We start from the raw sequence: 21,334 nt of genomic DNA, 5'->3' as shown, positions 1-21,334 counted from the left end.
TCTGCTGAATCCCAGGCGCTGTGCGGCTTGACAGTACTTTTTGTCTACTGCTACATTTCGGCCGGCGAGTTCGAGCGTAGCCAGACATATAGGGATGGACGAAGGCGTGCGGCAATGTAAAGAACTTAGATTCAACACTATCGACCAAAGGGGGAAATAATGAATAAAGCGGAACTCATTGATGCGATCGCTAAGTCAGCGGATCTGACTAAGGCGGACGCCGGGCGTGCACTCGACGGTATGATTGACGCCATCATTACGGCTTTGAAAAACGGCGAAACCGTTTCCCTGGTGGGTTTCGGCTCCTTTGGAGTAAAGGAGCGCGCCGAGCGTCAAGGCCGCAATCCGCAGACGGGAAATACGATCACCATCAAAGCTGCAAAAATTCCCTCATTTAAGGCTGGTAAAGCACTTAAAGATGCTGTAAGCTAGTCAACTCTTTCGGGTGCTTAGCTCAGCTGGGAGAGCATCGCCCTTACAAGGCGAGGGTCGTAGGTTCGATCCCTACAGCACCCACCATAATGGAGCGGTAGTTCAGTTGGTTAGAATACCGGCCTGTCACGCCGGGGGTCGCGGGTTCGAGCCCCGTCCGCTCCGCCAATTTTCAAAAAGCCCGCGCCCTTAGGCAGCGGGTTTTTTTTTGGGCAGGTGAGCTTGCCCGTCTTGTAGTGTAATGATTGCTTTCAAAGCTGTATCAGGTCCTGCATATGCTTCAAGCGATTCGTGATCGTGCCCAAGGCATCTTCGCCTGGGTTATGTTGATTCTTGTCGGCGTGCCGTTCGCTCTGTGGGGAATTCAGAACTATCTGGATTCCGGCAAGGAGCAGCCGCTAGCCATCGTCGGCGATAGGGACATTTTCGAGCGTGAGGTGAACCAGGCTTATCAGCAGAGCCTCTCGAACCTGGTGGGATTGGCCGAATTCGACGAGAAGCAACTCAAGCATGAAGCGCTGGAAAGGCTCATCCGAGAGGAGGTCATTGCTCAGAATGCCGAGGATAAAAAACTGGCGGTCAGCGACAGTGCCGTTCGCGAGTTCATCCAGACGCTTCCCTATTTTCAAACCGATGGCAAGTTCGACAAGGAAAAATACAAGATCATGCTGTCGTCCCAGGGCTTGAGTCCTGCCCAGTTCGTCGCGCAGGTCAGAAGAGCTTTGCTGATGGAGCAATACCAGCGCGGATTGCTCGATAGCGCCTTCGTGACGCCCGATCAAGTCACCGCGTTGTTTCGCCTCAAAAATCAGGAGCGCGAGATCGAATACCTTAAGGTCCCGTTGAAGACATCGAACCGCGCGATTTCCGATGCGGAGATCGAGGACTACTATCGGAAAAATCTTGCGGCTTATCAAAATCCCGAGCGCGTTTCGGTCGAATATATTGCGGTTCGTCTTGAAGACATCGCCAAGGAGACCCAGGCAACCGAAGAGGATCTGCGCAGCCTGTATGAAGAGCAGAAGGCCAACTTTACTTCCGAAGAGCGGCGCAAGGTCAGCCATATTCTCGTCGCGGTGGATCCTGAAGGCGGCGAAGCCGCTGAGAAGGCGGCCTTGACCAAGATAAACCAAATTCAAGATCGTTTGGCCAAGGGCGAAGATTTTGCGAAGGTTGCAAAGGAAACTTCGGATGATCTGGTATCCGCGCAGAACGGCGGCGATCTGGGCTTCATCACTAAAGGAGCCATGGAGCAAAATTTTGCCGATGCGGCGTTTGCGTTGCAGCAGGGCGAGTTATCCAAGCCCGTAAAAACCTCCTTCGGCTACCATCTGATCAAGGTGACCGAGTTATCCGCGGCCAAGACCAAGTCGTTTGATGAGGTCAAAGACGAATTGCGCAAAACCTTCCAGCACAATGCGGCGGAAAACAAGTTTTACGAACAGGGCCAAACCCTGACGGAACTCGGCTACGAGCATCCTGACAGCCTCGAGCCTGCGGCAAAAGCGCTCGATCTTAAAATCGAGAGTACCGGATACTTTACCCGGGATGCGGGAGAAGGCATCGCTGCCGAATCCGCAATAAGAACAGCCGCATTCAGCGAGGACGTGCTGAACGGCCGAAACAGCGATCCGATCGAATTAGGAAACGAGAAAGCGATCGTTTTGCGGATGAAGGAACATCAACCGGCCTCAGACAAACCGCTTGCGGAGGTGAAGGAAGACATCGTCAGTAAATTGCGCGCCGAGGATGCGCGACAGCAGACTCGCAAGCAGGCGGAAGAGATTTTGCGTCAGGCGCAGCAAGGCGTTCCACTCTCGAACTTGGCCAAAGAGCACGGTTTGTCCGTCGCCAAGGAAGCGGCGCTGCGCCGCGACGCGAAAAATCTGTCCCCGGCTCTGATGAACGCCGCGTTTAAAGCTTTTCGTCCGACGTCTCAGCAGCCGGTGGCAGCAATCGTGGAGCTTGAGAATGGCGACCAAGTCGTCTTCAATCTCATGTCCGTCAAGGACGGTGCTGCCCAGGGAGATGCCAAGGAAGCGGATGCGGCTCGCCAGTTCCTCGTTAAAAGCGCCGCGCAGCGCGAATTGTCGTCCTTTGTGGCGCAGTTGCGCCAGACCGCCGATGTCTACGTCAAACCCGAGGCCGACGACTGATCCGAGTCATAGTTGCGAGAGCTTGTATCCTCTCGATTGCAACAGGTTGAGGAGGCCGTGTTCGCCGACCAAGTGGCCGGCCTCCAAGACAACGAAATAAGTCCTGCCATCCCCCGCTAGTTCCTCTATCTTTTGGGCCATCACGGCGCTTCGGTCGGTGAACAAGAGTTTGAACAGTTTGCGCATAGCTGGAAGCGTCTCGAAGCGGCGGCGCACGATCAGTTCAAGGTTCGACGAATCTCCGCGCGCCCAGGCTTCGGCCATCGATTTGAAATAATCATCCCCGCGCTCGATCTCGTTGATCGACTGTAGCAATATTTGCTCCTGCTCGATCTCGGATAAGCCGTCCAAGACCTTCGCTTGTTCATTGATCGAGTCTAATTGGAGGACGGGCTTTTGCGTCTGTGTTTCTTTGACAAAGGCTTTGTCGACGCTGAGTTCTTGCGTATAACCCGCCCGTTGCGCGGCTAGAGCCATCAAACTCAGTGACGCCATCCACGGCTTCCGGGCCGAGATCGTTTCCTCCGCCATGCCCAAGGCGCCGGAAAGCGTGATGACTTTTTCCCAGGTAGCGGCTTTGATTCGATTCTTCAAATTGGAATTGTCCGGGTACACGCCTAGGTTCGCCGTCGCGGCGAGGAGCTCGGCCGGGCTCAAGGCTCGTATGTCCGCCCCGACCACCAGCACATCGGAACCCGAAAGGGCATCCGTGACGGCTTCCGGGAGCGGATACATTTCGTTCGCGCCAAAAGGAAGAGCGCCCATGAGGTATACCGTGCCTTTGGCGGATGCCGCTTTCCAAAGAAAATGTGGCCGGCTATCGTCAGTAGCCGATCGAGACAAGGCCGGCGGCAGTTGAGCCGAAGTCAATTCCTGGCAAGGTCGGTCTTGGTAAAAGACCTTGTTTTGCCGATCCAGGCATTTATAAACGTCGGCGAGCGCCGCGGTCGGCAGCGCCTCGAGTACGGCAAGAGACAGATAAGCGAGCGTGATGAATCGGATCATGAGCGTGGTTTTCCTCCTGACCGGACGACGATCGACGAAGCGATCTGATGACACCTCAAATGTAGCTCAAATGGCCCCGTCGACAATTCGACCGGCGTACCGGAATGGCGCTATGGCGAGCGATAAATCTCGGCGGCGATTCTAGGGTGAACTCTTACATCTTCGTTTCGATCAAAAGTAAGTAGCGTAAAAGCTGACGTCGGCGGCGATTGTGCTGCCAACCTAAGGTCAAACAGCGCTTAAGGAGGAGTATGAGAATCGCACAGGTAGCGCCTTTGTACGAGAGTGTGCCTCCGAAACTTTATGGGGGCACGGAGCGTATCGTGCATTACCTCACTGAAGAATTGGTAGGCGCCGGACATGAAGTTACGCTTTTCGCCAGCGCCGATTCGGAAACGAGCGCCACGCTCGAACCGATCGTTTCGAAGGCATTGCGTCTCGATCGAAATGTAATAGATCCGTTACTGCCCCACCTGCTGATGATGGATCAGGTGCGCAAGACGGCCGACGAGTTCGACGTCATTCATTTTCATACCGGTTGTCTGCATTTTCCGGTATTTCGCGAATGCTCGACTCCGCATGTCACCACCCTGCACGGGCGATTGGACATCAGAGAGTTAAGTCACCTGCTCAAGGCATTTCCGGATACCCCGCTCGTCTCCATCTCGGATTACCAACGCAAGCCGGTGGCTTGGGCGAATTGGACGGCCACGGTTTATCATGGCTTGCCGGAAGAGCTTTACACGTTTCGCGCCGAGCCAGGCGCCTATCTCGCATTTCTGGGGCGTATCTCTCCGGAAAAACGGGTCGATCGGGCTATAGAAATCGCGATTTGCGCCGGCATGCCGCTCAAGATCGCGGCCAAGGTCGATAAGGCCGATCGCGAATACTTCGAGCAGATCAAATCACTTCTCGATCATCCGCTGGTGGAATTCGTGGGCGAAGTCGACGAGCGGGAAAAAAACGAGTTGCTCGGCCACGCCTATGCTTTGCTTTTTCCCATCGATTGGCCCGAACCGTTCGGGCTTGTGATGATCGAGGCGATGGCTTGCGGTACGCCGGTGATCGCCTTCAGGAACGGTTCGGTGCCGGAAGTGATGCGGAATGCGAGAACGGGTTTCATCGTCGAGGATGTTCGACAAGCCGTAGCGGCGGTTGAACGGGTTGGAGAGCTCAACCGGGCGGATTGCCGCCGGGAGTTCGAGTATCGTTTTTCCGCCCGTCGCATGGCGAGCGATTACATTCGGATCTATCGTCAACTCTGTCAAAAACATAAGCAGAAAACGTCTTCAGCCCTGAAAGTCTTCGGCTCGGAAGTCCTGGAGGAGGACGGGAAGCGTCTTCCGATGCTAAGCAAGCAAACATTCTAGTGTCGACCCGGCAAAAAGGGGTGATCCATGGAAGACGCTGCTTCCAGCGAAAATCAGTGGTATGTCGCTGCCACTTCGTCGCGGGCGGATGAGCCTTCGCGCGTGTTGAAAGCCGAGGACACGTTCGGCATTTTCGATCGCCACGGCGACATTCATCAAGAGAGTTCGAGCGAGCAGGGACTTTATCACGGCGGGACGCGCTATCTCTCGCTCCTGAATTTGAGAATCAATGGGCAGCGCCCCCTGCTGCTCAATTCCACCATCAAAAAGGACAACAGCCTGCTGGCGGTCGATATGACCATGCCTGATCTCTACGAAAACGAGGTTCTGGCGATACCGCGAGGCAGTGTCCATGTGTTTCGATCGGTGGTTTTGACGAGCCAGGTGAGACATGAGCATCTGCGCCTGGTCAACTACAGCGATCGAACCGTGGATCTGAGCGTCGAGCTTTGGTTCGCTGCCGATTATCGCGACATTTTCGAGGTCCGCGGCGTTTGCAGAGAGGCGCGGGGAACCTTGCTGCCCTCGGACATAAAAGAAGATGCCGTGATACTCGCTTATAAAGGATTGGACGGCGAAATCCGGCGGACTTGCATTCGATTCGACTGGCGGCCCAATCGGCTTGATGCGGTTTCCAGCCGTACGGCACTTCAATTGGGCGTCCGCGACGAATGTCATCTGCATGTCTCGGTAAGCTGTTCCAGCGGCGATGCTTGCTTACCGCCGGGCAATTATTACCAGGCCATAGACCGGATCGGGGCGAATACCGCCGCTTCTCAGTCGAACGTTGCCCATATCGTGACTTCGAACGAGCAATTCAACGATTGGCTCAGCCGGTCCGCCGCAGACCTCGATATGCTGATCACGGAAACCTCTTTCGGTCCCTATCCCTATGCCGGCGTTCCGTGGTTCAGCACGCCTTTCGGCCGCGACGGCATCATCACTGCACTCCAAACGCTTTGGGTTCGGCCGCAACTCGCCAAAGGCGTCATCACCTATCTTGCCGCGACCCAGGCTCAATCGCTGGAACCCGAGCGCGATGCCGAACCCGGCAAGATTCTCCATGAAGCGAGATCAGGGGAAATGGCGGCTTTGGGGGAAATTCCCTTTCAGCGTTACTACGGCACGGTGGATGCGACGCCGCTCTTTATCGTTCTTGCCGGTCATTATTATCTCCGCACCGGAGATCGGGCCTTCATAGAAGCGATTTGGCCCCATATCGAGCGGGCCCTGACGTGGATCGATCGTCAGGGCGATTGCGACGGCGACGGTTTTGTCGAATATGCTCGGCATAGCGTCAACGGCTTGGTGCAACAGGGCTGGAAGGATTCCAACGACTCGGTGTTTCACGCCGACGGAACGCTTGCGCCGGCTCCGGTAGCGCTATGCGAAGTGCAAGGCTATGTCTACGAAGCCAAGCACCTGGCGGCCGAACTGGCCGAATTGCTGGGCCACGAAAAATGGGCGCAGCGGTTGCGACAGGAAGCGGCCGCACTGAAAACCCGCTTTAACGAAGCGTTTTGGCTCGACGAACTGGATACATTTGCGCTTGCGCTGGACGGCGACAAACGTCGTTGCGCCGTACGCACCTCCAACGCAGGCCACGCTTTATTCACCGGGATCGCGGACCCCGATTATGCTCGCCGCGCCGCCGACACGCTGCTAGCCGCGGACTCTTTCAACGGATGGGGCATCCGCACGGTTGCGGAAGGGCAGAGCCGCTACAATCCGATGTCGTACCACAACGGCTCGGTCTGGCCTCACGATACCGCCATCGCGGCCATGGGCCTGGCACGCTATGGTTTCAAAGACCAGACCTTGAAGATTCTGACCGGATTGTTCGAGGCCGCCGTGTTTCTCGACTTGCATCGCTTGCCCGAGCTTTTCTGCGGGTTCTCCAGACTTCCGGGGCAGGGCCCCACGCTGTATCCGGTAGCCTGTTCTCCGCAGGCCTGGGCCAGCGGGGCAGTCTTCCAGCTCTTGCAGAGTTGCCTGGGATTGAGTTTTTCGCCTGAAAAACCACAGATCAGGTTTTATCATCCGCGGCTTCCGAATTACCTCAACTGGCTGCGAATCAGCAACTTGCGTTTCGACGACGGCCTGGTCGACCTCGCCTTGACGCGGCATGCTCACGACGTGGGCATCAATGTAGAGCGCAAGGAGGGCGATATCGAAGTGACGGTCGTGGTCTGATGCGTACGCCATAGGATCGGCTGGCTACGGAGGATTTAGGACTTGTCTAGAAGGTGCCGCATGTCGGCGGCGTTACGCTGCGCAAAATTTCCGAAATTATTGTTGAAGAGCACGTGCGTTTCCCTCACTTTCGTGGCGAGCTTTTCAATCGAACCGGCCAAATCGTGCAATTCATCGGCCGAATAGAGATAGTTGAAACGATCGGTGGACGATTCGAGCCCCTTTCGATTCCAGGTCTCGCAGTTCCGGCCGTGCAAACGGACCACCGCCATTTCGGGGGAGGTGATTTCCCAAAGCGGCGGAATGCTGTTGGCAAATCCCTGCGGTTCATCCACCACGACATGCGTCAATCCGTGGCTCCGTTCGAATTCGAGCACGCTTTCGCGCTGCCCGTCGTCAAACCATGAGCGGTGACGGAATTCGACGGCCATGCGAAACCCCTCCATCGCTTGAGAGCAAACATCGATGTGCTCGAGATTGCTTCGCTGATAGACGAACCACGGCGGAAACTGAAACAGTACCACGCCGAGCTTTCCCGCGTCTTTCAAAGGTTTAAGGGCCGAGCGAAAACGTAGCCAAAGTTCGCCGAGAAGCTCTTCCGGCATGTCGCGATAATAGACGTTCTTTTTCTCGACCGGCCCCAAGGCCGCGCGAATATCCACCGGAAGCACGTTCGGCGGGGTTTGATGCTGCGTGAACAGCCGAAAGCTTTTGACATCGAACAGAAATCCGGGCGGCGTCCGTTCGACCCAGAGGGCCGCGTTCCGCTCCGACGGCAGGGCATAATAGCTGCTGTCCACTTCGACCAGGGAAAATTGGCTGGCGTAGAAGCCGAGCCGTTCCGCAGGCGTCTTGACGCGGGCCGGATAGAACAAACCGGAATCGATCAGGCTTTTGTCGGCCCAAGACGCGGTTCCCACCAGAATCATCGTTTCCCTCGATTCGCAGCGATGCGGTTTGTAGCCATTGTGGAATGCGATACCAAGCCTCGTCCTTACCGAAATGACCATGCCTCGATTGTTTATAGGACCTTCGGAAGCTCATCAAGTTGCCAAATGAAATGCCCCACTGGTCGTGGGGCATCGAGGGTTGAGACAAACGTAAAAAGGCTATGTTGGATTTCTTATCCTTCGGCGATCATCGGCTACCCATTTCTGAAAGCCATTAGTGCCTTCGCCAGCATTGCGGCACCGAGTTGTGTGTCGGATCTGCGCATGCAGACGGTCTGCTGTTCGCCATGGGCGACGAGTTCCTCCTCGCCTCCGTCGCCGATTCGGAAATAATCAAAAAGCATGGTGACGCGGCTTTGAGTCACCGCCCCGGCGTACATGCGGATAGCCACCTCGTCGAAGGCGAACAACTCCTGATAATACTCGCAGGAAGCCTTGCCCGTCTGCCGACACGTGATGGACGGCGTTCCGCTTGTGAAAGACCGAGGTGCGCTGGGTTATTCGACCATCAATATAACCGAGCGCTACGCTCATCAGTCACGTTGATGGTCGTGAAAGACTATTAATGTTTAGTTAAGTTATTGATTTTAAAGATGCGACTCAAGTGTACGACCTTCCCTTAGGAGTCCCGATATGCTGTCTGAAAGAAAGCCAAATCGATTGCAAAAATTTGACAATCTTTCTCGTCACCACTGCTTTTGAAGCGCTGTGCAATATGGGCAGGCTGAATTTCATATCCGTGAGTCGCGCGGCGGTCTACAGAATGATTCAGGCCGGCGATTATGATCAGCAAATTGCACAAGGAAAATGTACCGCAAGCGATTCGAGGCTATTTGGGGTGTCGATTCCCCAGAATGATCCGATTGGGGGCCCCGTTGCGTACGCCTGAACCGGGCGGAAGTGGAGGCCTGGATAGCTTCGAGAGCGTCCCAAGGCGTGTAACGTCATGCACTACGGCGATGGGATAGGAACTGAGGTGGACTACGAAACTAGCCGTAACTTATTGATTTGGCGGAGAGGGAGGGATTCGAACCCTCGTGCCGGGTTTCCCCGACCATCCGATTTCGAGTCGCGTGTAATAGCATGTCCGACGATCTCAGGATGTTCAATGTATTTCATAATGCATTGATCCATAAGCATATAACCCTTGCCGTTGAATCTCATATTGCACATAAAGTTCCCTTTGGCGCATAGTGCCATGCACTACAGCATGCACTACGGATGAGGTCTCATGGCTGCGTTTTCGGATAAAAATATCAAGGGCCTGGCAGTCACAGGTGTCAATTACCGGCGTTACGAAGGGGGCAGTGATCCCGGTTTCGGTGTTCAGGTTACCGCCGCCGGCGTCAAGACGTTTTTTTATCAATACACGCACGATGGCCGTAGGCGATTTCTGCGCCTAGGCACGTACCCTGATACGACGCTCGCCGAAGCGAGGCAACGTGCACGAGCTGCCCGGTCCCAGGTGGATCAATGCATTGATCCCCAAGAGGATGTCAAACAGCGCGCCCACGAGGCAAAATCCCGAGGCTCGGTGCAGCAATTAACCGATGCTTTCATTGAACACATGAAAGCGAACGGTCGCCGATCCGCCGACGAGGTGAAGCGCTGTCTTGAAAAGGATGTTCTTCCGCATATCGGAGCGATTCCTGCCCGCGACATATCACCGGCACATATCCGAGAAATTCTTTATCGGCTGATCAGCCGAAAGGCAGCAGTTCAAGCAAACAGGGTTCGTTCCTACCTGCACACGATGTTCAAGTATGGCATTCATCATGATAACGATCCAAGAAGCCTTGGAGCGGAAGTCCTGTTTGGAATTGCCCATAACCCCGTCGAGGCGGTACCGAAAAACGCCGCGGTGGAAAACGCCCATGATCGGAATCTATCATGGGTCGAAATCCAGACGATTTGGAACACGGAAGGCTTTTATTTGCCTTATCGCCTGGCAGTTCGACTATTGTTGGCCACTGGTGGACAGCGTTCAGGTGAAGTTACTCGTGCGGCCTGGTCAGAATTCGATCTCGACGCAGGCCTATGGCTACTTCCCGCGGCCAGGGTAAAAAATAAACGGGATCATCTAATTCCCCTTACTAATCTAGCCGTCGACATTCTGAATGAGTTGCGCGGCATCTATCCTGGAAGTAAGTGGCTATTTCCTGGTCGCCATAATCCATTGGCATTGAAGCCTTGGAACGAATCGACTTTACCACACGCCGTTCAGGACTACTGCACGGAAAGCGGGATGATCCCTTGGACGCCCAAGGACCTTCGACGCACTGTAAAAACGCGAATGGGAGAGTTGGGTATCGATAAAATGGTACGAGACCGGATCCAGAACCACGCATTAAATGACGTTTCGGCGAAACACTATGATCGCTATGACTATGTCTCGGAAAAGCGCGCAGCACTTGATGTTTGGTGCAGTCACCTTACCCGGATGTCTTTATGAATAGATACTGCTACAGCTAAAACCAAGGAACAGTCTTCGGTCATTTTGTGAGGCTATCAAACATGCCAGCGTATTAATCAGACAATCTAGCTAGAAGGCGCCCGCTGGATTCGTGCAGTCAGAACGATCTGATTGACCTTCGGGTCAATTACAGCTTCGTCTCCATCTAAGTGCAGCATGCGCAGATAATAAAGTGCCAGTGCCTTACGTACGTCTAGCTGCAACTTGCCATCGACCATGCCGTAATCATCGGCAATCACTGCTTGCTGCTCCGCTCCTAACTCAGGGTTAGGAGCGATGATCCAGGTTTCCCAGGTATCCCAATCGCAATCTTCTTCTTTGAAATGTTGTCCGTACTCGCGGAATTCAGGAGAGGAAAGGAATCGCGCCAACACAAAATCCCGAAATTCACCATGCTCGTGGCTAAATGCGCGCACATGCCAGCGATAACCGGTGTATATCAAAGTATGGGGTTCCAACAGGAGTACTCTTGGCTCGCGGCTCATGGATTGATACGTGACAGCGAGCTGACGCTTTTCACGAATGGCCTGATTCACGACACGGAGCAGTTGTAAGTCGAGCCTCCGTTCGGGTAGTCGCATCAGTTCCACGCTGACAGCAGCCGGCATGATTGGCAACGTCACGGACTGTCCCAACTCATGACCTGCTTCGATCAGGCGCAGATATTCGTCTGCAGTACCGCGGATGAAGCAGGGATGGAAGTGGTCGGTGGGAAAGTAGGCTTTCTGGTTGAGATCATAAGCGAGATTGTTGGGCGCCAACTGGTGATAAAGCGAAAAATCCTTCGAAGCCTGCCCGCGCGAGATACCAAACAGTCGAGTCAGCACCGGAGTAGTCACCCGGCCTTCCCACAATGCAGTGGCCTCAAGCATCGCCAGACGCTGGCGGACGTCCCACTTCAGCTCACCGGAGGCAACATGCGATGGCTTTTTCTTGGCTGAAATATTCATCGCGCAAATAATGTGTCATATTTGTTGACACATCAAGTCCGGCTGACTAAAGTTTCTTTCGTTGTCGATCAAGGAGACCAGATCGATTGATCATTATTCAAGCAGATCAGTCAGTTCAAGTCTATGTGGGACAGCGAGTACATCTGGAAATGAAAGTGTTGCGGCGGATCATTGCGTCACACAAATCGACGAACGAAAATCAACCACATTGCTGCCACGTCAACTGTCGCTGCCCAAATCAATGAACTGCCGATGCGAGGTAGATGGAGTTGCCATGCCTCTACCTTCGAAAATTCTATATTTTGATACCGCAGCAACCACGCGGCTCGCTCCCGAAGTGTTGGATAAAATGGTTCAGCAGTTGGGTAGCGAGGAGCTGTTTGCCAATCCATCTTCAATTTCGCATCGTCCGGGTCAACTGGCTGCTGCGGTAATCGATGAAGCACGCGCTCAGGTCGCCTGCGAGTTGGGATGTGAGTTTGGTGAGGTCATATTCACGTCCGGGGCTACCGAAGCCAATAATTTGGCACTTCGGGGAGTCGCCTTAGCTCATGCAGATCAGGGCCGTCACATTGTTACGTCGGCCATCGAACACAAGTCGGTGTTGGATTGCTGTGTTGCATTGCAAGCGGAAGGTTACGAGATCACCTACCTGATTCCGAATGATGGAGGATGGGTCGAGCCTGAGGCTGTTGCTCGGGCCTTGCGGGCTGATACCTTGTTGATTTCATTGCAGCACACCAACAACGAAACCGGTGTGATGCAACCTATCGCCGAAATCGCCGAACTCGCCACTGGAGCAGGAGTATTGCTCCATGTCGATGCCGCCCAGGCAGCGGGCAAGTTCTGCATCGACCTACAGGAGATTCCCATCGATCTCCTCACGCTGTCCGCTCATAAGTTTCACGGACCTAAGGGGATTGGTTGTCTGGTCGTACGTGACCGTCGTCATTTGCGTTTACAGCCGCTGATGTACGGCGGGGGCAAGAATTCGGACTGCGTCCTGGCACCCTGGCAACCCATCAAATCGTCGGTTTGAGTTCGGCGTTGAACCTTGCGAAGGCACGGCGCGAAGCCGATTTGTCCCATGTCCGCTTATTGAATCGCCGGTTCTTAGAGCAGTTGACCGCACGGCTGCAAGTACAAGTGAATGGCGACCGTGCCCATAGCTCCCCTTATATCGTCAATTTTTCCATCGAAGGCATCAGCAGCGATGCATTAATTAACCAACTTATGGGGGCACTCGCGATTTCTTCAGGCTCAGCATGCTCAACGGGAGCAGTCGAGCCCTCTTATGTGTTGCGTGCAATGGGCATTGAAGGCGGCCGATTGTACGGTGCAGTAAGGCTAAGCTTTAGCAACAACCACACGCTTTCGGAAATTGATTACGCGGTAGAACAAATTACCGCAGCGGTATATCGCATGCAGGAGCTGGATTAGGTGAAGTTGAATCGAGAAAAAACCACATTTGGCCGTCACGAGACCTTTCCCTTGCGCTATGGTTGGCTCACCAAGGGTTTTGAAGCAGTAAAAGATGCGCCGGGCTTCTTTAATGACCCCGAGCAGGCCATGGTGGAACTCGGTGTCGGTCGCAACATGGTGAATGCCATTCAATACTGGCTGCACGCCGTTGGCGTAGTGGACTTTGTTGATGGCAAAGGCCATGCGACGGAACTGGGAGAGACGCTTTTAGGTGATGGCGGGGACTGCTTCCTAGAAGACGAGGCGACGCTCTGGATCATACACTGGCTGCTGGCTTCCAATGCGGAAATGGCGACTGGCATTTATTGGTTTTTCAACCATTTCTCCATGGCAAGATTTAAAGATAAGGAAGTGCTCCCTTCGCTTGGGGAGTTCGTCGAACAATACTTGAAGCTGCGCCGCTCGCAGAGCACCCTGAAATCAGATACATCAACCTTGCTGCGCATGTATGCACCTCAAGATGGCCGCAACGATGAACAGCTCGATTCCCCGCTTGCAACCTTGCAACTCATCGAGCCAGAAAGCGGGGGCACCTATCGCAGTATGCGTGTGATGCGTCCGTTCTTGCCCCCGGTAGTTCTGCATTTTGCCCTGTCTCGACGTTTCGAGGCGGAACCACAGCAAGCCGCGCTACCGATACGAACACTCCTTTACAGCGATAATGACTGGGCCGCTCCTGGGGCCATTTTTCGCCTCAGCGAGGAAGGGCTCATGGCGGTCTTGAACAAAGTCATGGAGTTGTATCCAAACTGTTATGAATTACGAGATACCGCAGGCGTACATCAGATTTATCGCGGCAAGGTCGCCGCGAATTCTCTCGGTGTGCTGAAGGCCTATTATCAGCGAGCAATGTCATGAGCGGTTTGGATCAGCGGATTCAAATCAAGGGCACCTATACCCGCTCGATCAACCTCGCGCGCGACAGCGAAGTTCTGGATTTGGTGAAAGCCTATCTGCCCACTTCGCGGGCGCTGCAGGGATTATCGAAAATCGCCGAAGGTTTGCACATTGGTCCTGGTGAGCGGGCACTCGCACTAATCGGCCCCTACGGCTCCGGCAAATCAGCTTTTGGCTTATTTCTTGGGGCTTTGCTGTCTCCGGAACATGACGCAGCAAGGCAAACGGCCGAACAGATCCTCCGCAAAGCGGATCCCACGCTGGCTCGGCGTTTTGCGAATGCTTTGGAAAAACCCCGCGGATTCTTGCGGGTACAGATCAATGGAATCCCGGATTCGTTGGTTCGCCAACTCATGTCGGCATTTGCGGTGGCAGTCGAAAAGAACGGTCTTGCCGAAACGCTGGTCAGGGATGTCCGCGCAGCCGCCCGCCCTGGCATCTCGATGGATGAGGTACTCGCCCTGTTCAGACGGGTGCAATGTGCTTGGGCGGATGTAGGAGGAACAGGTGTCCTGGTTGAAATCGACGAATTGGGGAAGTTTCTCGAATACGAGTCCTATCATCCCCAACACCGTGAAATCCATCTCCTGCAACTGTTAGCGGAACACGCGCAAACCGCCCACAGCGCCCCCTTGCATCTGGTGGTGATGCTGCATCAGGCGTTCGAACAGTACAGCCATCGACTTGGAAAGCATTTGCGGGATGAATGGCAGAAAGTTCAGGGCCGCTTTTCCGCATTGGCATTCCTGGAACCTCCCGAGCAGTCACTACGGATCGTCGCCGCGGCCTTTGAGCGGGAAGGCCGATTGCCACCCGAGGTCGAGTCCACAATGGAAGAGTGGACGAGCCGTCTGGCAGCGGAGGGTGCCTTACCGCAGGGACTCGATGAAGCCAAGGCGCGTGCCATCTTCCGACGCTGTTATCCATTGCACCCGATGACCTTATTAATTTTGCCGGTGCTATGCCAGAAGGTCGCGCAAAACGAACGTACCTTATTTTCCTATCTCGGCAGTAGCGAGTCCTTCGGTTTGCGAGAACGACTGAGCAAGATGCGGCTCGGCGACTGGATCGAGCCGTGGCAGCTTTACGACTACTTCATGCTCAATCCGGCCGCTGGATTTTCCGATCCGTTGACTTATCACCGCTGGATCGAAGTCGCTACCGCCTTGGAGCGGCTGGATGCACCGCCGGACAGTGCAGAAGCGCGACTGCTGAAGACAGTCGGTCTACTCAATTTAATCGGTGCGCAGCGTGGACTGAAAGCTAGCCGTGCACTCCTGCAGGGACTATTCGGCGCAAACATTGATGGCTTGCTGGAAAGGCTGGAAAGCACGTCAACCATTCATCTGCGCCACTTCAATCAAGAATACCGTGTTTGGCAGGGCAGCGACTTCGACCTCGCTGGGGCGTTAAATCAGGTCGCGGGCGAATATTCCGCGCTTCCGCTCGATGACCTGCTGAATTCGCTAGCCCCCTTAAAACCTATCGTCGCGCGTCGCGCGACCATTTCGACCGGCAGCGTGCGCAGTTTCACTCCGGTTTTCACCTCGCGCCTGCACTGGCCGCCCCAAGAGGATGGTGCGCTAACTTTGTGGTTTTACATCGCCGAAAGCCATGAAGAAACGCGCCTGGATCAGTTGCCCCCATTAACCATTGTTGCAGTATGCAGTTTTACCGATCGTTTCCGCGAGGCGGTGATTGAATGGGTGGCCTTGAAGGAAGTCGCTAAACGCTATGCCGTACTCCAATATGACCCAGTCGTTCAACGTGAACACCGTGTTTGGCTGGCCAATGCTGAGGCGGAAGCGCTGCAATTGATCCGCGCGCTACTGGATGAGTCGGAATCGGCAGCGCTGCGCTGGTTTTGGGGCGGAAAAGAAGTATTGATCAACAATCGCCGTCACCTGCAACAACGTCTATCGCAATGGGCAGAGCAAACCGTTTACCCCAAATCCCCCCGGTTTCATAACGAACTGATCAATCGCGACCAGCCCTCGCCGAGTGCCAATTTGGCTCGCAAACGCCTGCTCGCCGCCATGCTGGCCGCTCCAGGCGAGGAAAGCTTAAGCATTGCCAAAACACCGGCCGAAAAAAGCCTTTACCTCTCGCTGCTGAAAAAAAGTGGACTGCATCGGCGAGAGAACGGAAGGCTGGGATTCTATCCGCCGGACGAGAAGGATCCCTGCCGAGTGGGTCCTATGTGGAAGGCCATGACCGAATTACTTGGCAACGGAGGCGAGCGCCAAGTCCCGCTGCCAGAACTCTATGCCAAACTCATGGCGCGTCCCTATGGCGTCAAGCAAGGGGTGTTACCAATCATGGTAATCGCCTATTTGTTGGCGCACCGCCGCGAAGTGGCCTTGTACCAAGAAGGCGCATTTAGCGAAGCCGTATCTATCGAACAAGCTGAATTGTTGTGTCGTCGTCCTGACTTGTTCGCGCTGGAGCGTTTCGATCTCGGCGGACTGCGCGGCGAATTGTTTGACCGCTACATCGGCTCGGTAGTAGGCCAGGTCAGGCAGGACGCAAGCTTGCTGGACATCGTGCGCCCGCTGGTACGGTTTATGGGCAACCTGCCAGAGTACACGCGACACTGTTCAACGCTGAGTCGTGAAGCCAAGCAAGTGCGCGAAGCATTCGAGCATGCGAAAAGTCCTGGCGTATTGCTATTTCAAGCACTGCCTGAAGCCTGTGGAATTGACCCGGCGGAATTTGCCTCGGGTGCCACTGCCGCTGTTGAACGGTTCGTACAACAGCTTGTCGAGGTTCTGCGCGAGTTGAACAAAGCCTATCCGCGCCTGCTCGACCATTGGCAGGGCGAGTTAAGCCGAACCTTGCTGGGTGCCGATGTGCCCGATTTGCCCAAGCTCAGACGCACGCTGGCCGAGCGTTATCGAGGCCTGGAGGGCTACACTCCTGACCGCCTTGGCGTCGGTGCGCTCGCCAAGCGCCTAGCCGACACCGCGCACGAACAAGACCGCGTGTGGCTTGAATCCCTTGCTACCTTGTTAGGCCGGGTACCCCCCCAAAAATGGCGCGAAGATACCCGCATGCAAGCCGAATTGCGCTTGCGGGAAATGGCCCAACAACTGCGCGATCTGGAAACCCTACGGCTTTCCGTGGCCGATGGTAAATCCGACGGCGCGGTCTTACTGAAAGTGGTTGATGTCGAACACGGAGAACGCACGCGTGTGGTGCACTTGACGGCTACACAGTGGGCTAAAACCTTCGGCAAGGTCGACAGTATCGCCGAACAATTCGACGGACTAGACGAATCAGAGCGGCTGGCCGTGATCGCCGAGCTATTCAAACGTTTCAACCCCAGCACGGGAGAGCACCCAAATGAATAATGCACAGCCCAATACCAAACCCGTCCGTCATTTGCTGGGCTTGTCTGGCGGCAAAGACAGCTCCGCCTTGGCGATTTATTTGCGGGACAAAATTCCGGAAATGGAATACTTCTTTGCCGATACCGGGGCAGAGTTACCAGAAACCTTAGCATACATCGATATGCTGGAGGACTATTTAGGAAAGCCAATAAAACGGCTGAATGCTGGGCGGGACTTCGAATACTATCTCAAGCTTCATAATAATTTTCTTCCATCGCCCCGTCAGCGTTGGTGCACAATAAACTTAAAACTTATTCCATTTGAGGAATTCGTCGGCAATGATGAATGCATTTCTTATATAGCAATTCGCGCCGATGAACCTTCGAGAACAGGCTATATCTCGAAAAAGCCTAATATAAGAACAGTTCTGCCATTTCGTGATGATGGAATAAATAAAGAAGATGTAATGAAAATCTTGGAGGCGTCTGGCTTAGGACTGCCAGAATATTATCAATGGCGCAGCCGCTCAGGATGTTATTTCTGTTTTTTTCAGAGGCAGGAAGAATGGGTTGGTCTTAGTATGCATCATCCGGAGCTGTTTGAAAAATCTAAGCAATATGAAAAAACCGATGATGCTACCGGGAAACGATATACTTGGAGTCAAGAGGGGACTCTTGATGAGATTGTGGCAAAGGCTAGCGACATAAAACATATCCCTAAAAAGCAGAAATCTAAGAAATTGATCGACAATATCTCTGCTTATGACGATGAGGGCTGCATAATTTGTATGCTTTAGCTGTCTGGATAAGAGATGTTAAGAAGGCTTATGAATTTTATTCATCAGCTCTAGTTTATCTGGCTGTAAAAGTGTTTTTCGCAAGATAGCTGTAGCATGGATTCCTTGGAAAGTGCTTTTCTTCACATAAGGACTTACAGCGAAGGCGGCAAGCCTTCTCTACACAAGCCCCTGTTAATTTTATTTGCTCTTGGCCGTTGCTATGCAGGACATCAAAGAATGATTCCTTTCAGCGATGTTGACGTAGCGCTTACCAAGCTATTTGATGAGTTCTATCCAGTAGCAAGCGACTCAGGCAATACGCATTACCCATTTGGCAGACTGGAAACTGATGGGGTATGGGAGGTCCAACATAGCTCCACATTGAAACGAACTAGTGCCGGACACTTATTTAAGGCTGAGTTATTTGAGAAGGATATACATGGTGGTTTCCGAGCCGATATATACCAAGCCCTAGCCTCTAATGCTGATCTTATCAATCGATTTGGGAACCTGATACTTCAAAGGTATTTCCCATACGAACATCATACCGCACTACGTACGGCAGTTGGTTTACCCCAGCAGGTCGAAGAAATAAATAATTCAGCTAGACACGCTAGGTTCTGTTGACATATCACCGAAGCCAGATGAGAGCGGCGACGAAGCGCAGAAATCCCATATAGTTTCGGGCTCGCTTTTCATAGCGTGCAAAGACTCTTCGGTAATGTTTGATTTTGTTGAAGAAGCACTCAATCAAATGACGTTCTTTGTAGATAAACCAGTCACAGGCTCGGGCCGTGCTCCGATTGCCGCGCGATGGAATGACGGCTGTCATACCACGTTTCTCAACGGCCACAATGAGCGCATCAGCGTCATAGCCCTTGTCACCGACAAAGGCCTTGGCGCCCTCCAGAGTCAAGGCAAGCAAGGTCTCGGCTTGACCGATATCGCTGGCTTGCCCACCGGTCAGCACGAACTCCAGCGGATTTCCCAACGCGTCAGTGATCGCGTGGACCTTGGTGCTGAATCCACCACGGGATCGCCCCAAGGCCTCATCCTCGGTGTGACTACCGGCGGCACCGGCCGCGCAGGGATGAGCACGATTCACCGTCGAGTCAATAAAAACCGCCTGCAAATCAGGTTGCTGAATACACCCGGAATGCAGGGCTTCCCACACACCATGGCGACACCAGCGGGAGAAGCGCTTGAAGATCGAGTTCCACCGTCCCAGCGGCTCTGGAAGCATGCGCCAAGGCATGCCACCGCGCAGAATCCACAACACCGCTGCGAGAAACCCTCGGCAGTCCTCAACGCAACCGATACGAACGCGCTTATGCGCCACCAAGATGGGGTACATCACGCCCCATTCCTCGTCGCAAATTTCCAGTCGATTCGCCATTTGAAAAATCGACGAAGTCTCTGGAAGCTCGCGGCTTATGTCAACAGAACCTAGTGTTTACACGTCGTTAGCACAGTCACTGCCTACCATTCCATCAATGGAGTCTGTCATGGAGCTCATGGAAAACGGCTATATCGGCTACCTCAATTCACTTCATAACCTCGGTGCCGATGGGGCTAATGCCCTGGCCGAATCACAAGCATTAAATCGATATTTCGCCGCGCTTTATGAGCCTTTTCCATTGATCGAAGCGGTCTTATCGGCCTTACAGTCAGGGAGGACGGATCGAGTAGTCGTACTTACCGGTCATGCCGGAGATGGCAAGTCCACCATCGCCGTTGACGTGTTGAAACGCCTGCGGGGATTGCCCCTCGATGAGCCCCTGCCCTGGCCGCCTAACGAGCGGGAAGAAATATCCGGTTTGCCAGAAGGCGCGGTAACCATCGTTAAAGATGTGAGCGAATTAAGCGCCCAGACACGCTTGCAATGGCTGGAAGAAGCTTTCAGCCAACCGGGCAGTTGGCTACTAGTGAGTAATACCGGTCCGTTGCTGAACAGCTTCCGAGAGTTCGCCGAACAACGCGGCCAGCTCGGCGACCTGGAAAATGAGCTGTTGGCCAAACTGGACGCGCCATATGCGGGAGGTGCACTTGATCGACACACATTATCCGGGCGCTTTGACAAGGATCTAGTCATCTTTAACCTAACCCGTCTGGACAACGTCGACCTTGCGGCGAGGGTATTGGGCAAAATGCTAAACCATCCCGCATGGAGCGATTGCGCAAGCTGCTCCATCGTGGCCTGCTGTCCCTTGCAAATGAACCGGCGCGCGTTGCTTCAAGTGGGGGCGGACGTCCTTGATCGAGTGCGCTGGATTTACCAGCGACTGACCCACTACGAGCAACGCTTGACCCTACGGCAAATGGTTGCCCATCTGGCCTTGAGCCTGACCGGCGGCATGGGATGCGCTAAAGCCCGACAATCGGTCGAGGAATCGATTGGTGAAGGCAAGGAGAAAGGCATAGATGGCTTGGCATGTATCGTGTTCAGTGAGGGTTTTTTCGGTTTTCGTCAAGGCAAGCCTTGGGTTGAAGCCGAGGGCCTGCGGGCCGTGGCCCTCGCCCGGCGTTTGCCGTCGGGCGGTCCTATCGCGGTGGACTATGATCGCCAATTGACAGCGCGCGATGGCGTGGTTTGGGCTGACTTGCCCGACGACATGGCCATGCTGGCAAAGCGTTGGGGTGAGAACGCACGTAATGCTAGCGGAGTGCCTTTGCGGTTTTCCTTGCGCCGGCTGCTTTATATCTTTGGGCGGCCAGTTGCTGAAAAATCCATTGCCAAGACCGAATTCATCGATGCTTTTTTGCAGTCGCCCTGGCTGCGGGATTTTGACCGCTGGCAGCGAGAAAATCGTTTGACCTTGAGTCGAAGCGATCAAAAAAAGCTTACCAAGGCATGTCTGCGTGTGCTGTTGGAGTGCTATTCCGGCTTCAGCTCAGGGCAATTTCACAGCCACGATCGCCTTTACCTGACCTTGCGCCGCACCGACCGTGCTATCGCCCAACCAACCCAATTAGTAGTGGCTACTCTGCTATTCGAGGATTTCGGCCTCGACTTCGATCTCGACCATCGCTTGCCTCTGCTGTGCTACCGCGAAGGCAAGGCTGTACTCAAGCTCGGCCTCCCATTGCTCGATTACATCCAAAGCCGTGACAGAGGGGAACTCGGCGGGGAATTGGCGCGAATTCATTGGGCGCAATTGGAAACCTTCCGGGCCAAGCTTCTTCGCGAGGTGGCCAATAATCGCAACTCGGAGGAAATTGCCTTGCTACGCGCTGGTATTGACGGACAGGTCAATTTGCACCGCTTCCTTTTCGACCCTGCACGTAATAGTTTGGAGGTGGATGACTAATGGACGCCAAT

The 21,334-nt window shown here is 54.2% G+C and carries 17 protein-coding genes and 2 tRNA genes; 14 read left to right on the top strand and 5 right to left on the bottom strand.

Translation table 11 applies throughout. The features are described 5' to 3' along the window. The first annotated feature begins 159 nt into the window (after nucleotides 1-159). From ACWJKU_RS14290 to ACWJKU_RS14275, 4 genes are all read left to right on the top strand, one after another. Nucleotides 160-432: an HU family DNA-binding protein gene (locus ACWJKU_RS14290; RefSeq protein ID WP_454143212.1), complete on the top strand. Its 273-nt coding sequence runs from the start codon at nucleotides 160-162 to the stop codon at nucleotides 430-432. Nucleotides 433-443: 11 nt separating this feature from the next. Beyond that, a tRNA-Val gene (locus ACWJKU_RS14285) sits at nucleotides 444-519 on the top strand. 4 nt (nucleotides 520-523) lie between these two features. Further along, nucleotides 524-600: transfer RNA gene (locus ACWJKU_RS14280), tRNA-Asp, on the top strand. Nucleotides 601-707: 107 nt separating this feature from the next. Further along, a complete protein-coding gene (locus ACWJKU_RS14275) occupies nucleotides 708-2,588 on the top strand; it encodes a SurA N-terminal domain-containing protein (RefSeq protein ID WP_454143210.1) in 1,881 nt (626 codons plus the stop codon). A gap of 6 nt (nucleotides 2,589-2,594) precedes the next feature. Here the strand turns inward: ACWJKU_RS14275 and ACWJKU_RS14270 are convergent, their stop codons facing one another. Then, on the bottom strand, nucleotides 2,595-3,593 hold the full coding sequence (locus tag ACWJKU_RS14270; RefSeq protein WP_454143209.1) for a TraB/GumN family protein: 999 nt from the start codon (nucleotides 3,591-3,593) through the stop codon (nucleotides 2,595-2,597). 251 nt (nucleotides 3,594-3,844) lie between these two features. Between ACWJKU_RS14270 and ACWJKU_RS14265 the strand changes: the two genes are divergently transcribed. Then, nucleotides 3,845-4,963 (top strand): glycosyltransferase family 4 protein, encoded by a 1,119-nt coding sequence (locus tag ACWJKU_RS14265; protein WP_454143207.1) that lies wholly within the window; start codon nucleotides 3,845-3,847, stop codon nucleotides 4,961-4,963. A gap of 27 nt (nucleotides 4,964-4,990) precedes the next feature. Further along, complete coding sequence (locus ACWJKU_RS14260) at nucleotides 4,991-7,156, top strand: amylo-alpha-1,6-glucosidase (RefSeq protein ID WP_454143205.1); 2,166 nt, start codon at nucleotides 4,991-4,993, stop codon at nucleotides 7,154-7,156. Nucleotides 7,157-7,191: 35 nt separating this feature from the next. Here ACWJKU_RS14260 and ACWJKU_RS14255 read toward each other — a convergent pair whose 3' ends face one another. Together ACWJKU_RS14255 and ACWJKU_RS14250 are read right to left on the bottom strand one after the other, a co-directional pair. Further along, complete coding sequence (locus tag ACWJKU_RS14255; protein WP_454143203.1) at nucleotides 7,192-8,085, bottom strand: DUF72 domain-containing protein; 894 nt, start codon at nucleotides 8,083-8,085, stop codon at nucleotides 7,192-7,194. Between the two features lie 215 nt (nucleotides 8,086-8,300). Further along, on the bottom strand, nucleotides 8,301-8,516 hold the full coding sequence (locus ACWJKU_RS14250; protein ID WP_454143201.1) for a hypothetical protein: 216 nt from the start codon (nucleotides 8,514-8,516) through the stop codon (nucleotides 8,301-8,303). Between the two features lie 821 nt (nucleotides 8,517-9,337). Between ACWJKU_RS14250 and ACWJKU_RS14245 the strand changes: the two genes are divergently transcribed. Then, nucleotides 9,338-10,558: a tyrosine-type recombinase/integrase gene (locus ACWJKU_RS14245; protein ID WP_454143199.1), complete on the top strand. Its 1,221-nt coding sequence runs from the start codon at nucleotides 9,338-9,340 to the stop codon at nucleotides 10,556-10,558. Nucleotides 10,559-10,644: 86 nt separating this feature from the next. On the opposite strand, the gene ACWJKU_RS14240 is transcribed toward ACWJKU_RS14245, so the two are convergent. Next, nucleotides 10,645-11,529 (bottom strand): helix-turn-helix transcriptional regulator, encoded by an 885-nt coding sequence (locus ACWJKU_RS14240; RefSeq protein WP_454143197.1) that lies wholly within the window; start codon nucleotides 11,527-11,529, stop codon nucleotides 10,645-10,647. Nucleotides 11,530-11,803: 274 nt separating this feature from the next. Between ACWJKU_RS14240 and ACWJKU_RS14235 the strand changes: the two genes are divergently transcribed. From ACWJKU_RS14235 to ACWJKU_RS14210, 6 genes are all read left to right on the top strand, one after another. Beyond that, entirely contained in the window at nucleotides 11,804-12,568 is a 765-nt protein-coding gene (locus ACWJKU_RS14235) for a cysteine desulfurase family protein (protein ID WP_454143195.1), read from the top strand. Nucleotides 12,569-12,576: 8 nt separating this feature from the next. Continuing rightward, nucleotides 12,577-12,969 (top strand): aminotransferase class V-fold PLP-dependent enzyme, encoded by a 393-nt coding sequence (locus tag ACWJKU_RS14230; RefSeq protein ID WP_454143193.1) that lies wholly within the window; start codon nucleotides 12,577-12,579, stop codon nucleotides 12,967-12,969. Beyond that, a complete protein-coding gene (locus tag ACWJKU_RS14225; RefSeq protein WP_454143191.1) occupies nucleotides 12,970-13,869 on the top strand; it encodes a DUF4007 family protein in 900 nt (299 codons plus the stop codon). Next, on the top strand, nucleotides 13,866-17,258 hold the full coding sequence (locus ACWJKU_RS14220; RefSeq protein ID WP_454143189.1) for a hypothetical protein: 3,393 nt from the start codon (nucleotides 13,866-13,868) through the stop codon (nucleotides 17,256-17,258). The genes ACWJKU_RS14225 and ACWJKU_RS14220 overlap by 4 nt, the downstream gene beginning before the upstream one ends. Then, a complete protein-coding gene (locus ACWJKU_RS14215) occupies nucleotides 17,251-18,033 on the top strand; it encodes a phosphoadenosine phosphosulfate reductase family protein (RefSeq protein ID WP_454143187.1) in 783 nt (260 codons plus the stop codon). The genes ACWJKU_RS14220 and ACWJKU_RS14215 overlap by 8 nt, the downstream gene beginning before the upstream one ends. Nucleotides 18,034-18,129: 96 nt before the next feature. Beyond that, nucleotides 18,130-18,642, top strand: coding sequence for a hypothetical protein (locus tag ACWJKU_RS14210; protein ID WP_454143185.1), 513 nt, complete (start codon nucleotides 18,130-18,132; stop codon nucleotides 18,640-18,642). A 4-nt stretch (nucleotides 18,643-18,646) separates the two neighbouring features. On the opposite strand, the gene ACWJKU_RS14205 is transcribed toward ACWJKU_RS14210, so the two are convergent. Beyond that, nucleotides 18,647-19,411 (bottom strand): IS5 family transposase, encoded by a 765-nt coding sequence (locus ACWJKU_RS14205; RefSeq protein ID WP_454143183.1) that lies wholly within the window; start codon nucleotides 19,409-19,411, stop codon nucleotides 18,647-18,649. Nucleotides 19,412-19,520: 109 nt separating this feature from the next. Between ACWJKU_RS14205 and ACWJKU_RS14200 the strand changes: the two genes are divergently transcribed. Further along, nucleotides 19,521-21,323: a hypothetical protein gene (locus tag ACWJKU_RS14200; RefSeq protein WP_454143182.1), complete on the top strand. Its 1,803-nt coding sequence runs from the start codon at nucleotides 19,521-19,523 to the stop codon at nucleotides 21,321-21,323. The last annotated feature ends 11 nt before the right edge of the window (nucleotides 21,324-21,334 follow it).

Source organism: Methylocaldum sp. MU1018 (assembly GCF_053646775.1).
The sequence above is the reverse complement of the archived record's forward strand: the minus strand, read 5'-3'. Positions and strand labels throughout refer to the sequence as shown.